The organism is Allobosea sp. BH3 (assembly GCF_025499465.1).
GTDB lineage: Bacteria > Pseudomonadota > Alphaproteobacteria > Rhizobiales > Beijerinckiaceae > Allobosea.
On sequence record NZ_JAIMCA010000006.1, the window covers coordinates 317,629 to 330,653 of the forward strand.

At 66.2% G+C, this 13,025-nt stretch carries 13 protein-coding genes and 1 pseudogene; 8 read left to right on the forward strand and 6 right to left on the reverse strand.

The genetic code is table 11. The annotated features are described in order from the left end of the window. Window positions 1–37 precede the first annotated feature (37 nt). The gene (locus BoBH3_RS21165) at window positions 38–925 is read right to left on the reverse strand and encodes a LysR substrate-binding domain-containing protein (protein WP_262332840.1); all 888 of its coding nucleotides are present in this window, start codon (window positions 923–925) and stop codon (window positions 38–40) included. A 180-nt stretch (window positions 926–1,105) separates the two neighbouring features. Here BoBH3_RS21165 and BoBH3_RS21170 point away from each other — a divergent pair, with 180 nt between their 5' ends. The 6 genes from BoBH3_RS21170 to BoBH3_RS21195 all read left to right on the forward strand — a co-directional run bounded on the left by BoBH3_RS21170 (window position 1,106) and on the right by BoBH3_RS21195 (window position 6,749). Next, window positions 1,106–1,855 (forward strand): SDR family NAD(P)-dependent oxidoreductase, encoded by a 750-nt coding sequence (locus tag BoBH3_RS21170; RefSeq protein WP_262332841.1) that lies wholly within the window; start codon window positions 1,106–1,108, stop codon window positions 1,853–1,855. A gap of 49 nt (window positions 1,856–1,904) precedes the next feature. Continuing rightward, the gene (locus tag BoBH3_RS21175) at window positions 1,905–2,753 is read left to right on the forward strand and encodes a transketolase (protein WP_262332842.1); all 849 of its coding nucleotides are present in this window, start codon (window positions 1,905–1,907) and stop codon (window positions 2,751–2,753) included. After that, entirely contained in the window at window positions 2,750–3,778 is a 1,029-nt protein-coding gene (locus tag BoBH3_RS21180; protein WP_262332843.1) for a transketolase family protein, read from the forward strand. Before BoBH3_RS21175 ends, BoBH3_RS21180 begins: the two co-directional genes overlap by 4 nt. 139 nt (window positions 3,779–3,917) lie before the next feature. After that, window positions 3,918–4,931 carry a TRAP transporter substrate-binding protein gene (locus BoBH3_RS21185; RefSeq protein WP_262332844.1) on the forward strand — a complete coding sequence of 338 codons (1,014 nt, stop codon included), beginning with the start codon at window positions 3,918–3,920 and terminating at the stop codon, window positions 4,929–4,931. A 1-nt stretch (window position 4,932) separates the two neighbouring features. After that, entirely contained in the window at window positions 4,933–5,493 is a 561-nt protein-coding gene (locus BoBH3_RS21190) for a TRAP transporter small permease (protein WP_262332845.1), read from the forward strand. Beyond that, window positions 5,490–6,749, forward strand: coding sequence for a TRAP transporter large permease (locus BoBH3_RS21195; protein ID WP_262332846.1), 1,260 nt, complete (start codon window positions 5,490–5,492; stop codon window positions 6,747–6,749). The genes BoBH3_RS21190 and BoBH3_RS21195 overlap by 4 nt, the downstream gene beginning before the upstream one ends. Before the next feature lie 113 nt (window positions 6,750–6,862). On the opposite strand, the gene tkt is transcribed toward BoBH3_RS21195, so the two are convergent. Next, entirely contained in the window at window positions 6,863–8,857 is a 1,995-nt protein-coding gene (tkt, locus tag BoBH3_RS21200; protein ID WP_262333068.1) for a transketolase, read from the reverse strand. Window positions 8,858–9,017: 160 nt separating this feature from the next. Between tkt and BoBH3_RS21205 the strand changes: the two genes are divergently transcribed. After that, window positions 9,018–9,380 carry a hypothetical protein gene (locus tag BoBH3_RS21205; protein WP_262332847.1) on the forward strand — a complete coding sequence of 121 codons (363 nt, stop codon included), beginning with the start codon at window positions 9,018–9,020 and terminating at the stop codon, window positions 9,378–9,380. Between the two features lie 79 nt (window positions 9,381–9,459). Here the strand turns inward: BoBH3_RS21205 and yacG are convergent, their stop codons facing one another. Then, entirely contained in the window at window positions 9,460–9,663 is a 204-nt protein-coding gene (gene yacG / locus BoBH3_RS21210; RefSeq protein WP_262332848.1) for a DNA gyrase inhibitor YacG, read from the reverse strand. 77 nt (window positions 9,664–9,740) lie between these two features. After that, the gene (locus tag BoBH3_RS21215; RefSeq protein WP_262332849.1) at window positions 9,741–10,349 is read right to left on the reverse strand and encodes a Maf-like protein; all 609 of its coding nucleotides are present in this window, start codon (window positions 10,347–10,349) and stop codon (window positions 9,741–9,743) included. 386 nt (window positions 10,350–10,735) lie between these two features. Here BoBH3_RS21215 and BoBH3_RS21220 point away from each other — a divergent pair, with 386 nt between their 5' ends. Then, window positions 10,736–11,038, forward strand: coding sequence for a hypothetical protein (locus BoBH3_RS21220; protein ID WP_262332850.1), 303 nt, complete (start codon window positions 10,736–10,738; stop codon window positions 11,036–11,038). 12 nt (window positions 11,039–11,050) lie between these two features. Here the strand turns inward: BoBH3_RS21220 and BoBH3_RS21225 are convergent, their stop codons facing one another. Beyond that, on the reverse strand, window positions 11,051–11,893 hold the full coding sequence (locus tag BoBH3_RS21225; protein ID WP_262332851.1) for a CDP-alcohol phosphatidyltransferase family protein: 843 nt from the start codon (window positions 11,891–11,893) through the stop codon (window positions 11,051–11,053). Window positions 11,894–12,125: 232 nt separating this feature from the next. Beyond that, a pseudogene (locus BoBH3_RS21230) lies at window positions 12,126–12,830 on the reverse strand (phosphatidylserine decarboxylase); the annotation flags it as partial. Window positions 12,831–13,025: the final 195 nt, after the last annotated feature.

Sequence of the window (13,025 nt, forward strand, 5' to 3'; positions counted from 1 at the left end):
CATGCCCGCCCTGGGCGCCAGTTTGAGCCGAAATTGCTCAGAATTTCGGTGAAGGCAGGCTGAGTTCTGTCGTCAGCCATCTGGCGAACGTCTTCACCGAACGGCGGGCCTTCGCGATACGTGGGAACACGAGGTAGTGCCCGACATAGGTGACGTCATGCGCTCTGCCGGCGAGCGGCGCGACCAGGCGGCCATCGGCAATCTCACGCTCGGCGAGCCTGGTGGATTCCAGAGCGACTCCCAGCCCGTCGACAGCCGCGGCGATCGCCATGAAGGAGCGGTCGAAGCGTGAGCCCCGAGGGGCAGCCGGCGCGATGTCGTTGGCCTGGAACCAGCTGTTCCAGCGCACGCGCTTGTTATCGCTGTCGATGAGCTCGGCGCTCAGGAGATCTTTCGCGGAGCCGATGCGGGCGGCGAGGTCCGGCGCGCAGAGCGGCGTCACGGTCTCCTCCCCGAGGGGAATGACGATCAGCCCCTCCTGCCGTGGCGGCCCGTAGCAGATGTCGGCGTCGAACTCATCGTGCTCGAAGCGCGGATAGTCGACACCGGCGGACAGCCTCACCGCAAGGCCGGGCTGCTCGGACAGGAGGCCGCGCAGGCGCGGCAGCAGCCATTGCGCCGCCATCGATGGCGCACAATGAAGTCGCAGCAGATTGCCCGAGCGCGCGCCGACAGTTTCGATGCCCTGCCGCATTTCGTCGAAACCCGCCGCCACGTGGCGCATCAGCATCTCGCCCGCAGCGTTGAGATGGACCGAGCGGCCTTCACGATCGAAGAGCGCAGAACCCATCAGGGTTTCGAGCTTGCGAATGGAATGGCTGATTGCGCTCGACGAGATGCCGATCTCTTCGCCGGCGGCGCGGAAGGAGCCCGCCCGGGCTGCCGCTTCAAAGGCCTGGAGCGCAGAAAGAGGCAACCGTCTCATGAGGCATTCCTGCATTTGAGCCGCGGCTCGGCATGCCGAAGGACGCGCGGCTTGCCGAAGACGCGGCTACGAACCCATCGGTGAATAGGATTCATCCAATAGCGCATTCTTTGCGTTTTCATCACGCCAAAAGGCGAGTCAGTCTCAGGAAAGAAAAAGACTGACACGCCGAGGGATGGAATGTTGCTTCAGAACAGGACCGCCGCCATTTCCGGCGCGGCCAGCGCTCGCGGTATCGGCCTCGCCACCGCCAGGCTCTTTGCGGATCACGGCGCGCGCATCGCGATCCTCGACATCGACGAGGCCGCCGCGAGGGCCGCGGCCGCCGCGCTCGGCCCCCAGCATCTCGGCGTGGCATGCGACGTGGCGGACAAGGCCTCCTGCCAGGCGGCCGCGGATCAGGTGATCGCAAGCTTCGGCCATCTCGATATCCTGATCAACAACGCCGGCGTCACCCAGCCCGTGAAGACGCTGGAGATCGACGAGGCGAGCTGGGATCGCATCCAGGACATCAACTGCAAGGGCGTGCTGTTCCTCAGCCAGGTCTTCATCCCGCATATGCAGGCCCGCAAACGCGGCTCCATCGCCTGCATGTCCTCCGTCTCTGCGCAGCGTGGCGGCGGCATCTTCGGGGGCCCGCACTATTCCTCCGCCAAGGCTGGCGTTCTCGGCCTCGCCAAGGCCATGGCGCGGGAGTTCGGCCCCGACGGGATCCGCGTTAACTGCGTGACGCCCGGCCTGATCCAGACCGACATCACCGGCGGGAAGCTGACCGACGAGATGCGCCGGGACATCATCAAGGGCATTCCGCTGAACCGGCTCGGAGAGGCCAGCGACGTGGCGGGCATCTACCTGTTCCTCGCCTCCGATCTCTCGGCCTACGTCACGGGAGCGGTCATCGACGTCAATGGCGGCATGCTGATCCACTGAGCCCCTGCCCGCCTCCGCCAAGATCTGATCGTCAGAAGGCACAGTGCGTATGAGCAGCGTTTCAATCGGCCACAATGTCTCGCTCGAGCGCCGCGCCTGGAATATTCGCCGGCATGCGGTGCTCATGGGCGAGGTCCAGGGCCAGGGCTATATCGCCCAGGCCCTCGATATCGCGGACGTGCTGGCGACAGCCTATTTCCATGCGATGCGCTACAGGCCGGACGACCCCGAATGGGAGGGCCGCGACCGCTTCCTCCTGTCGAACGGCCACTACGCGATCGCCCTCTACGCGGCCTTGATCGAGGCCGGCATCGTCCCGGATGAAGAGCTGGAGAGCTATGGGTCGGACGAGAGCCGGCTGCCGATGTCCGGCATGGCGAGCTACACGCCAGGGATGGAGATGTCAGGCGGCTCGCTCGGGCTCGGCCTGTCGATCGCCGTCGGCCGATGCCTCGGCCTGAAGCGGAAGGGTTCCGACAGCCGCGTCTACACGCTGTTTTCGGATGGCGAGCTCGACGAGGGCTCAGTCTGGGAGGCGATCATGTCCGCCGCTCACCACAAGCTCGACAACCTCATCGCCATCGTCGACGTCAACAAACAGCAGGCCGACGGCCCATCGACCAGCGTGATGGCTTTCGAGCCGCTCATCGACAAGCTCGAGGCCTTCGGTTGGTTCGTGCAGCGCGTCGATGGCAACGACCTCGGCAAGGTGCAAGCCGCCTTCGATGCGGCCAAGGCTCAATATGGCCGGGGCAAGCCCAGCATGATCATCGCCGACACGCTGATGGGCAAGGGCGTGCCATTCCTCGAAGCGCGCGAGAAGAACCATTTCATCCGCGTCGAAGCCCATGAGTGGCAGCTCGCGCTGGCCGCGCTCGATGAAGGCAGGCCGTCATGAAGCCCGCAGCCGCCAACACCGCTTCGAGCAAGCTCGGCGCCGGCAAGCCACGGCTCACCACCTCGGCGATGATCGCATCCATCGCGAGCGAAGGGCAGCGGACGAAACCCGCGCCCTTCGGCCATGCGCTGGTGGAAATGGCTAAGGAAGACAGTTCGATCCTCGGCATGACCGCCGATCTCGGCAAGTACACGGACCTCCACATCTTCGGGCAGGCCTTTCCCGATCGCTACTACCAGATGGGGATGGCGGAGCAGCTGCTGTTCGGAGCGGCCTCGGGGCTGGCCGCGGAAGGCTTTACGCCCTTCGCGACCACCTATGCGGTGTTCGCCTCGCGCCGCGCCTACGACTTCATCCACCAGACGATCGCGGAGGAAGACCGCAATGTGAAGATCGTCTGCGCGCTGCCGGGGCTCACCTCCGGATATGGCCCTTCGCATCAGGCGACCGAGGATCTGGCGCTGTTCCGAGCCATGCCGAACATGGTCGTGATCGACCCCTGCGACGCGCTTGAAATCGAGCAGGCTGTGCCGGCGATCGCGCGCCACAAGGGACCGGTCTACATGCGGCTGCTTCGCGGCCAGGTTCCGCTCGTTCTCGACGAGTACGGCTACAGCTTCGAACTCGGCAAGGCGAAGATGCTGCGGGAGGGCTACGAGGTCCTCTTCATCTCCTCAGGCATCATGACGATGCGCGCGCTCGAAGCGGCGAAGGCGCTGGAAAAGGATCGCATCGACGCCGCCGTGCTGCATGTCCCGACGATCAAGCCGCTCGACACGGCGGCGATCCTCGAGGCCTGCGGCCGGCCCGGCCGCCTCGTCGTGGTGGCGGAGAACCACACCGTCAATGGCGGGCTCGGAGAAGCCGTCGCCGGGCTCCTGATGCGCCAGGGCGTGCATCCGGCGTTCCGCATGATCGGCCTGCCCGACGAATTCCTCGCGGCCGGGGCGCTGCCGACACTCCACGACCGCTACGGGATTTCGACGGGAGCAATCTGCAACCGGGTCAAGGGGTGGCTGGGCTAGCGGACAGGCTGAAAGCACCTGCAGAGGCGCGCGCAAATTGCACCTGCGGGCCGCAGCGCAGGGGTGCAGGCGCAAGCCGGGAATGGACGACCACAATCAGCAAAAGCCGCTCAAGCGGCGCGACATGGGAGGAACGAAGATGAAGGCCAATCTGCTGACCGGAAAACTCAATCGCCGCAGCCTGCTCGTCGCGGGGCTCGCGATGCCCGCCGTGCTCGCTCTGCCGCGAGGCGCCCAGGCGCAGGTCACGATGACGCTCGGCCACAACGCGGCGGCCGGGAACCCGCGCTGGATCGCGGCCGACAAGTTCGGCGAACTGATCAAGGAGCGCACCAATGGCCGCCTGGCCGTGCGCGTCGCCGGCGCCGAACAGCTCGGCAACGAACAGTCTCTCCTGACGAGCCTGCGCACCGGCGCAGTCGACATGACTGTCAACAGCCAGGGCTCGACTTCGGCACTGCTGCCGGAACTCGCGGCGCTTGGCCTGCCTTTCCTGTTCGCGACCTCAGCCGCCGCGTTCAAGGTTCTAGAGGGGCCGATCGGCACAGAACTCGACCAGCGCTTTGCCAAGATCGGCATGGTGCCGCTCGGCTGGTGGGACAACGGCATCCGCCACATCACCAACAGCAAGCGCCCGATCGTGAAGCCCGCCGACCTCAAGGGCCTCAAGATCCGGACCCCGCCCGACCCGATGACAATCGACATCTTCCAGGCGCTCGGCGCCGGCACGGAACAGATTTCGTTCGGCGAGCTTTATGTCGCGCTCCAGCAGGGCGTCGTCGACGGGCAAGAGAACCCGCTCGTCAACATCGCCTCCTCCAAGCTGTTCGAGGTGAACCGCTTCATCTCGCTCTCGGCCCATAAATGGGAGTGCTCGCCCTTCCTGATGTCACAGATTACCTGGGCGCGCCTTTCGCCGGCCGATCGCGAGATCATCAAGGCGACCGCCAAGGATGCGGGCGAGCTGCAGCGCAAGCTCTTCCTCGACGCGGAGACCAAGTTCGCCAACGAGTTCAAGGCGAACGCGAAGCTGCAGGTGAACGAGGCCGATCAGGCCGCATTCCGTGAGGCCTCGGCCAAGGTCTACGATACCTGGAAGGCGAAGCCCTTCGGCGACTTCGTCGATCGCCTCGCCAAAGCGGCGCAGGCCTGACGTGACGGCCCAGCGGCACGAAGCGGGATGGCGCGCAAGCGCCGTCGCCGCGGCGAACGGCATCGATCGCGCCGTCGCTCGGCTCTGCGAGACGATCGTCATCGCGGTCGGCGCGGCCTTGCTTGCCATGCTCGCCGCCAATGTCGGCGCCCGCTATGTGCTTGCCTCCGGCGGCTTTCGCTTCGCCCAGGAGGTGCCGGAGCGGCTCTTCCCGGTCTTCATCATGGCGGGCGTCGTGCTCGGCGTGCAGAAGGGCGGGCATATGGCCGTCGAGACGATCCTGCTGATGCTCGGCCGCGAGGGCGCCCGGACCATGCTGCTGGCGGGGCATGCCATCGTGATCGGCAGCTATTTGCTGCTCGGCCGGGACATTCTGCTGCTCGCGGACATGCTCTGGGTCGATCGCTCCCCGGTCATGGGGATCCCTGCCAGCTATGGCTACTACACGCTGGCCATCGGGCTTGGGCTCGTGATCGTCGTCACGGCGACGCAGGCGGCGCGGGTCGCCGCCATGGGTCCCGAAGCGATGCCGACACCGGGACCGGAGGAGTTGGTCTCGTGAGCCTCACCCTGATCCTGTCCTTCACATTCCTGATGCTGCTGGCGATCCCGGTCGGCCATGCCCTCATCGTCGCGGCCGGCGCGGCGCTGCTGGTGCAGGGCCAGATTCCGCTGACCATCATCGCGCAGCAGATGTACCAGCAGACCCAGTCCTTCCCGATGCTGGCACTGCCGTTCTTCATGCTGGCGGGTTCGCTCATGCTCGGCGGAAAGCTCGGCGGCGATCTCCTCGCCTTCGCGTCCAAGGCGATGCAGCGCTGGCGCGGCGGCCCGCTGTCGACGACAGTCGTCGCATCGGTGGTATTCGGCGGCGTCTCGGGCAGCGCCGTCGCCAATGCGAGCGCGCTCGGCTCCGTCTTGATCCCCTGGCAGAAGCGGCAGGGCTATCCCGCCCCGCTCTGTGCCGCGAACAATGCGACTTCGGCGATCATCGATATCCTTATCCCACCCTCGATTCCGCTGATCCTCTACTCGCTGGTCAGCAACGTCTCGATCGCCGATCTCTTCGTCGCCGGAATCCTGCCGGGCCTGCTGATGGCCGGCGGCTTCATCGTGTTGTGCAGCTGGATCGCCCGCCGGCGCGGCTATGTTTCGCCCGAACAGCCCGTCTCGAAGGCGGAGCTCGCCCGGTTGGCCTGGCGCAGCATGCCCGCCCTGCTCATGCCGGTGTTCATCCTGCTGGGCCTGCGCTTCGGAATCGCCACGCCGACCGAGATCGCCGTGCTCGCCGTGCTCTACGCGATGGTGCTCAGCGTCGTGCTCTATAGCGACATGAGCTGGTCGCGATTCCGCATCAGCATGGTCGAAGCGGGGGTGGCGACCGGCGTGGTCATGCTGGTCATCATGGGCTCGGCCATCGTCGGCTGGGTCCTGACCTTCGACCAGGTGCCGCAGCGCTTCGCCGAATGGACCTCGGCGACGATCTCCAATCCCTATCTGATCATCCTGGCGATGAACGTCCTGCTGCTGCTCGTCGGCATGCCGATCGACCTGCCGCCAGCCATCCTGCTGCTCGGCCCGATCTTCGTGCCGCTCGCCGCCTCGATCGGATTGGACCCGGTGCAGCTCGGCATCATCATGGTGCTGAACCTCGGCATCGGTTTGTATACGCCGCCGATCGGCACCACCCTGTTCATCTCCGCCTCGATCGCCCGAACATCGCTCGGCGATACGACACGAGAGCTCTGGCCGTTCTTCGGTGTGGCGATGCTTGTGCTGTTGCTGGTGAGCTACGTGCCGGCGCTCACGCTCTACTGAAGAGTCATTGCAAAGGGGCGCAGCCGACGAGGCAATCCAGGAGAGCGTAGAGTTCCGCGCCCCCTGGATTGCCTCGCTCCGCTGGCAATGACGTCAGGTTCTCCCGGGCGGCCTCAAAGCCGCGAACGCGCCTGTGCCGCCACCGCATCCGCCGTGATCCCGAAATGCCTGTAGAGTTCCTCGGCCGGGCCGGAGGCGCCGAAGCCGGTCATGCCGACGAAGCCGCCATCCTCGCCGATCCAGCGTTCCCAGCCGAATTTCACGGCCGCCTCGACGGCCACGCGCACGCAGCCTTCCCCAAGCACCTGCTTCCGATAGGCGCTGTCCTGTGCCTCGAACAGGCTCCAGCTCGGCATCGAGACGACCGTCGTGGGAATTCCCTCGCCCTGCAGGATGTCGCGAGCCGAAAGGGCGATCTGCACCTCCGAGCCGGTCGACAGCAAGGTGACGCGCCGTGCGCCGCCATCCGCCTCGGCCAGGACATAGGCTCCGCGCGCCGAACGGTTCACGCTGCCGGCGTCGCGCCGCAGTTGCGGCAAGCTCTGGCGGGCGAAGATCAGCGAGGTCGGACCCGTATCGCGCTCCAGCGCGATCTCCCAGGCCTCGGCCGCCTCCACCGCGTCGCAGGGACGCAGGACCAGCATGTTCGGCATGGCCCGGAGTGAAGCGATGATCTCGACTGGCTGATGCGTCGGCCCGTTCTTGCCGATGCCGATCGAGTCATGGCTGAAGACGAAGATCGAAGGCAGCCCCATCAAGGCCGCCATGCGCATCGCCGGCCGCTCATAGTCCGAGAAGGGCAGATATGTGACGGCGAGCGGGATAACCCCGCCATGTGCAGCCACGCCGTTGGCGAGCGCCCCCATCGCATGTTCGCGCACGCCGCAATGCAGGTAACGGCCAGCCCGATGATCGGCATCGAACGCGGTGAGCTGGCGTTTGTGGTTGGTCGGCGCTTCCAGATCGGCACAGGCGGTCACGATCTCGGGAAGGATATCGTAGAGCGCTGCTGCGATCTCCCCGGAGGACGCGATGGAGAATGCCGGGTGCCCCTCGCCGGCCGCGCGTTGCTTGAAGCTATGAATGGCTTCGCGCCAGCCGGGTTTGAGAGTTCGCGAATGGACCCGTTCGAATTCCTCGCGCACGGCATCGGCGGCGCCGGCCAGACCTGTTGCCCAGGCGGCGCGCGCCTCGGCTCCGCGAGCGGCGGTTCCGCGCCAGGCCCTCGCGATGTCGGAGGGCACCTCGAAGCTGCCGCTCGCCCAGCCGTAACGCTCAGCCATCTCCGCGCGATCCTGCGGGAAGAGCTTGCCGGAATGCCCGCCGCGCTGCCCCTCGAGGCGAGGAAGGCCCCGGGCAATCGTGGTCCGACAGGCGATGAGCGAGGGGCGCGGATCCAGCCGCACGGCGGACATCGCCGCATCGATCGCGGCAATGTCGTGTCCATCGATCTCCTGGACATGCCAATGGGCGACACGAAAGCGCTCGGCCACGTCCTCGGAAATCGAGAGCTTCGTGGCGCCGTCATCCGTGATGGCGTTGTCGTCCCAGAGGAAGGTGAGCTTGCCCAGCCGCAAGTGCCCGGCAAGCTGGATCACCTCCTGACCGACGCCCTCCTGAAGACAGCCATCGCCCACGAACGCCCAGGTCCTGTGATCGACGAGGGCGTCGCCGAACCGCGCATTCAGCGAGGCCTCCGCAATGGCCATGCCGAGCGCGTTCGCGATTCCCTGGCCCAGCGGACCTGTCGTGGTTTCTATGCCCGCCGCCGGATCCCGCTCGGGATGGCCCGCGCAAGGTGAGCCCAATTCACGGAATCTCCTCAACGCCTCGATCGAGATGTCGTGGTAGCCGGTCAGATGCAGCAGCGCGTAGAGCAGCATCGAGCCATGGCCATTGGAGAGCACGACACGATCCCGATCAGGCCAGGTCGGCGCCGCGGGATCGAACGTCAGATGGCGCGCATAGAGCGTCGTGGCGATCTCGGCCATGCCAAGCGGGACACCCTGGTGCCCTTCGCCGGCAGCGAGGATAGCGTCCACCGACAAGAACCGGATCGCATGCGCCATCTCAGCCAGACCGGCAGATCGCCGGCCCGAGCGCGCCATATCCGAAAACCCGTTCAAATCGGCCTCCCGCAACCCTGCCTAGGGATGCGGATAGTGGCGAGAATTCTTCAGCGCCTTAAGCGCAAATATCAGAGCAAACCATGATTCAAATTCACTGATCGCGATGCCCGCAACCGAAACGAGGCTTCCGTCGATAGGCATGAGCTCCGTGCAGATCGCACGCTGCAAGGAGTGTTTTTCGATTGCGCGCGCCCGCACCATCCTGCTCCCGCGGCCAAAACGCCGCATTGCGACGATTTGCACTCGCCTTCACGGCTTTGCCGTCCGAGAATGCTTTCGCCGAAGCTGGATGGAGGATGAGATGGCCGGCCACGCTACGCTGCAGGATCTCGACGACCGGATCGCCATTGCCCGTGCCAATATCTCCGAACTGATGGAACGGGCGACCGCCACCTCCGGCTCCGGCGCCGAGGAAGCGATCGCCAACCGGCTGAGCGAGCAGCAGGATGTTCTGAACGCCCTGCTGAAGCAGCGCGAGGACCTGGAGAAGGGCGCGTCCTGAAGCCCAGCCGCGGCCGGCGCCCTCCACGACAGCATGCGATGCGGATTCCGCGGGTGCGCCCCGATCGCTAGGGCTCAGGTCACTCGTCGCGCTCGCGCGGCTGCGGGGCTTCCTCGGCCTCTTCGACCGGTTCGCCAGGGATCACATAACCGCCCTTGAGCCAGCGGCCGAGATCGATGTCAGCGCAGCGCGGCGAGCAGAACGGCTTGTAGCGCGCCACGGCCGGCTTGCCGCAGATCGAACAGGGCCGCGCGGCCGGGGCCGCCTTGTCGGTATCGGTCATCTTCGCGATGCCCTCGCTTCACAGTTGAAGAGCGGATTCGTCGTCCGCCGGTTCATCGCATCGTCTTGCGGCGAGTCTCAGGCCGCGTTCATCCAGCCGAAGCGGATAGGGAAGCCTTCGCCGCCGAGCAGATTGACCGTCTCATAGAGCGGCAGGCCGACCACGCCGGTATAGGAGCCGACGAGCTTGACGACGAAGGAGCCGGCGATGCCCTGGATGGCGTAGCCGCCCGCCTTGCCGCGCCATTCGCCCGAAGCGAGATAGGCCTCGATGTCTTCGGTCGAAAGCCGCTTGAAGCGCAACCGAGTCTCGACGATGCGATCCCGAACCGCGCCGGAGGGCGTCACCACCGCGACGCCCGTATAGACACGATGCGCGCGGCCCGAGAGCAGGCGCAGGCAGGCGGCCGCCTCGTCGACGATCTCGGCCTTCGGCAGGACGCGCCGGCCCACCGCCACGACCGTGTCGGCCGCGACGATATAGCAGCCTTCAAGATCGGTGCGGGGCTTGGCGCCCTCACGGGCGGCCTCCGCCTTCTCGCGAGCGAGGCGCCGGGCGAGATCGCGCGGGCGCTCGCCCTTGCGGGGCGTCTCGTCGAGATCGGCCGGCAACAGCGCGTCCGGCTTCAACCCGGCCTGCTCCAGAAGAGCGAGCCGCCGCGGCGAGGCCGAGGCCAACACCAGCATGGGGCGCCAACCGGGGTGTTTCGGAGATGAAAAAAGGCTCAAGAGGCTGCCCGACGCTGATCCGGCGCCGGACAATCGGCGCGCGATCAGCCTTTAATGCATTTCTGCCGCTCGATAAATCGGCAAACGCCGCCGTGGTCAACGGGGCGCGGGAGAGTTCCCGTCCCGGGCTGCGCCCTGCGCCCGGTGCATAAAAGAAGCGCAGGAGACTGGTATACTACGCATTGCCAAGCTGGGTCGGGGGGAGCACAGTTCAGACTCTTTTGGCTCCCCGCCAATGCTGATCGACTATTCTGGAGTTTCCCATGGCGCGTCCGCGCAGATCGAAGCGCTCCGCCGTGGCGACTGGAGCTGATGCGCAGGATTTGGCGGCACGCGTGTTTTCCATGCATGCCGAGGCTAGCCTGACCATCGCGATGCGGATGCCGATCCTGCTCAAGGGCGCGCTCGGGGACAGCCACGGCCAGCGCGAGGCCGCCAAGGCCGTGATCGAGAAGGTTTCCGCCGTCGTGGAGAGCAGCTTCGCAGCGAGCCAGGCGGCGACCGCCTTCTGGTGGGAGCTTGCGCTCAACCCGCCCGGACAGTTCGACATGGCGGCGGCGGTCGTGCGCGTCGCCGACAGCACGCTCGAGCCCTTCGCCAAGCGCACCCGCGCCAATGCGGCGCGGCTCGGCGGATATCGGCGCTAGCTCCAGATCCAATCAGGCCGGATTTTCAGGCGCCCCACCCTCTACCGAAAGCGGCAGGGGCGCAGCGTATTCGCGTTCCAGCTTGCGATAGCGGGCCACGCTCACCGGGATCAGCGCCAGATAGGCGACGACCACGAAGGTCAGCACCTCGAAGGGATAGGCGAAGAGCAGCCCGGCCACGATCACCACGGCCACGAAGATCGGCAGCACCTTGTCGCGCGGGACGCGGGTGCCGAGCGTCTTGCCGGCGTAGCAGGGGATGCGCGAGATCGTCAGGAACGCGATGAACAGGATATAGACGCCGGCGAAAGGCGCCCCGTATTCCTGCACCGGCACGCCGATCATCTGCAGATAGACCGGAAGCATGGCGGTGATGGCGCCCGCCGGTGCCGGCATGCCGACGAAGAAATTCTTCTGCCAGTCGGGCCGGTCGGGATCGTCGATCATGACGTTGAAGCGCGCGAGCCTCAACGCCATGGCGCAGGCCAGCGTCAGCACGATGATCCAGCCGAACGATTTCAGGTCGTGCAGGACGAATATCCACAGCACATAGCCGGTGGCGACGCCGAAATTGACAAAGTCGGAGAGCGAATCGAGCTCCGCGCCGAAGCGCGAGGTGCCCTTGAGCATCCGCGCGAGGCGCCCGTCGACGCCGTCGAGCCCGGCCGCGATCAGGATGCAGATCGTCGCCGTCTCGAGCTTGCCCTCGACGATGAGCCGCATCGCCGTCAGGCCCAGGCAGAGCGCCAGCAGCGTGACGACGTTCGGCGCCAGCAGGCGAAACGGGATCGCCTTGAAGCGGGCACGCCTCGATTCGACGCGCTCGGGCTCGAAGGGGGGAAACAGGTCACTCATGGCAGTCGGAATACGCGGTTTCGGGGGCGCAGGCTAGGCTTAGGCGCGTGTCATCCCGCACGGGCTGCGGCGCGAAGTGCCGCTGCGCAGATGCGGGATCGTCATCAGGACAGGACGTTTTTCCGGCTGCGTTCAGTGCAGGCGACCGCTTCGGCACGCGGTCCCGTGTCTGCGCAGCGGCACTTCGCGCCGCAGCGCGCACGGGATGACCCTGCCCTCAAAACACCGCCGCTCAGATGTCGCGGAAGCTGCGCTTGATCAGTTCGTTGCCGGTCATGTCGGCCAGCACCGTCTCGCCGGCGATCGCCGTCTGGCCCTCGCCGACCAGCGGCACGACATGGGCCGGCAGGTAGACGTCGACGCGCGAGCCGAAGCGGATCAAGCCAAAGCGCTCGCCGGTGGCCAGAACGTCGCCCTCCTTGACGAAGGGCACGATGCGCCGCGCGATGAGGCCTGCGATCTGCACCACGCCGACGATGCCGGAGGCAGTCTCGATCGCAAGTGCGTTGCGCTCGTTGTCGTCGCTCGCCTTATCGAGCTCGGCATTGAGGAAGAGGCCCGGCGTATAGGCGATCTTGGCGATGCGGCCCGGCACGGGCGCACGGTTCACATGGCAATCGAAGACGTTCATGAAGATCGAGACGCGCGTCATCGGCTCGGCCGGCAGCTCGAGCTCCGGCGGCGGCAGGGCCGAAGCGATCTGGCTGATGCGGCCGTCGGCGGGCGAGATCACCAGCCCTTCCCGCTGCGGCGTGACGCGGACGGGATCGCGGAAGAAGTAGCAGATCCAGATCGTGATGATCGCGCCGATCCAGCCGAAGGGCGACCAGAGATTGGCGAGGATGATTGTCGCCACCAACCCGATGGCGATGAAGACATATCCCTCCTTGTGGATGGGAACGATCACCTTGCGGACGGAATCGACGAGCGACATGAGGCGGTTTCCGTTGGGCTCCCGGCGCCATGGGCGCCGATAAAAAGGGTGTCGCGGGCCCCCAGCGGCCGCGAGCGTCGCGCTGATTTAAGGGGTTCTGCCCTTCAGGGAAAGCCCACAAGCTGCGACATGGCCGCCGATGCACCGCTCAAACGCTCTGCCGCGCGCGCTGCCAAGCCGGCGACCGAGCACGACAGG

Excerpts from the sequence above, each read along its gene's own strand:
- BoBH3_RS21165 (WP_262332840.1), bottom strand. The coding sequence starts at position 925 with ATGAGACGGTTGCCTCTTTCTGCGCTCCAGGCCTTTGAAGCGGCAGCC.
- BoBH3_RS21215 (WP_262332849.1), bottom strand. The coding sequence starts at position 10,349 with ATGCTGGTGTTGGCCTCGGCCTCGCCGCGGCGGCTCGCTCTTCTGGAG.
- BoBH3_RS21180 (WP_262332843.1), top strand. The coding sequence starts at position 2,750 with ATGAAGCCCGCAGCCGCCAACACCGCTTCGAGCAAGCTCGGCGCCGGC.
- BoBH3_RS21185 (WP_262332844.1), top strand. The coding sequence starts at position 3,918 with ATGAAGGCCAATCTGCTGACCGGAAAACTCAATCGCCGCAGCCTGCTC.
- BoBH3_RS21225 (WP_262332851.1), bottom strand. The coding sequence starts at position 11,893 with ATGAGTGACCTGTTTCCCCCCTTCGAGCCCGAGCGCGTCGAATCGAGG.
- tkt (WP_262333068.1), bottom strand. The coding sequence starts at position 8,857 with ATGGCGCGCTCGGGCCGGCGATCTGCCGGTCTGGCTGAGATGGCGCAT.
- BoBH3_RS21205 (WP_262332847.1), top strand. The coding sequence starts at position 9,018 with ATGAGCTCCGTGCAGATCGCACGCTGCAAGGAGTGTTTTTCGATTGCG.
- yacG (WP_262332848.1), bottom strand. The coding sequence starts at position 9,663 with ATGACCGATACCGACAAGGCGGCCCCGGCCGCGCGGCCCTGTTCGATC.
- BoBH3_RS21220 (WP_262332850.1), top strand. The coding sequence starts at position 10,736 with ATGCATGCCGAGGCTAGCCTGACCATCGCGATGCGGATGCCGATCCTG.
- BoBH3_RS21175 (WP_262332842.1), top strand. The coding sequence starts at position 1,905 with ATGAGCAGCGTTTCAATCGGCCACAATGTCTCGCTCGAGCGCCGCGCC.
- BoBH3_RS21170 (WP_262332841.1), top strand. The coding sequence starts at position 1,106 with ATGTTGCTTCAGAACAGGACCGCCGCCATTTCCGGCGCGGCCAGCGCT.